Here is a 224-nt window from a genome sequence, read left to right as displayed (position 1 = left end):
CCTTCGGGACAGAGGAGACAGGTGGTGCATGGTTGTCGTCAGCTCGTGTCGTGAGATGTTGGGTTAAGTCCCGCAACGAGCGCAACCCTTGATCTTAGTTGCCAGCACTTTAAGGTGGGCACTCTAGGATGACTGCCGGTGACAAACCGGAGGAAGGTGGGGATGACGTCAAATCATCATGCCCCTTATGACCTGGGCTACACACGTACTACAATGGCCGATAC

The 224-nt window shown here is 54.5% G+C and carries 1 rRNA gene; it reads left to right on the top strand.

The annotated features are described in order from the left end of the window. Positions 1 to 224, top strand: a 16S ribosomal RNA gene (locus tag WFK81_RS30840); the annotation flags it as partial.

This window comes from Paenibacillus sp. MMO-177 (assembly GCF_037147795.1).
Lineage (GTDB): Bacteria > Bacillota > Bacilli > Paenibacillales > Paenibacillaceae > Pristimantibacillus.
The sequence above is the reverse complement of the archived record's forward strand: the minus strand, read 5'-3'. Positions and strand labels throughout refer to the sequence as shown.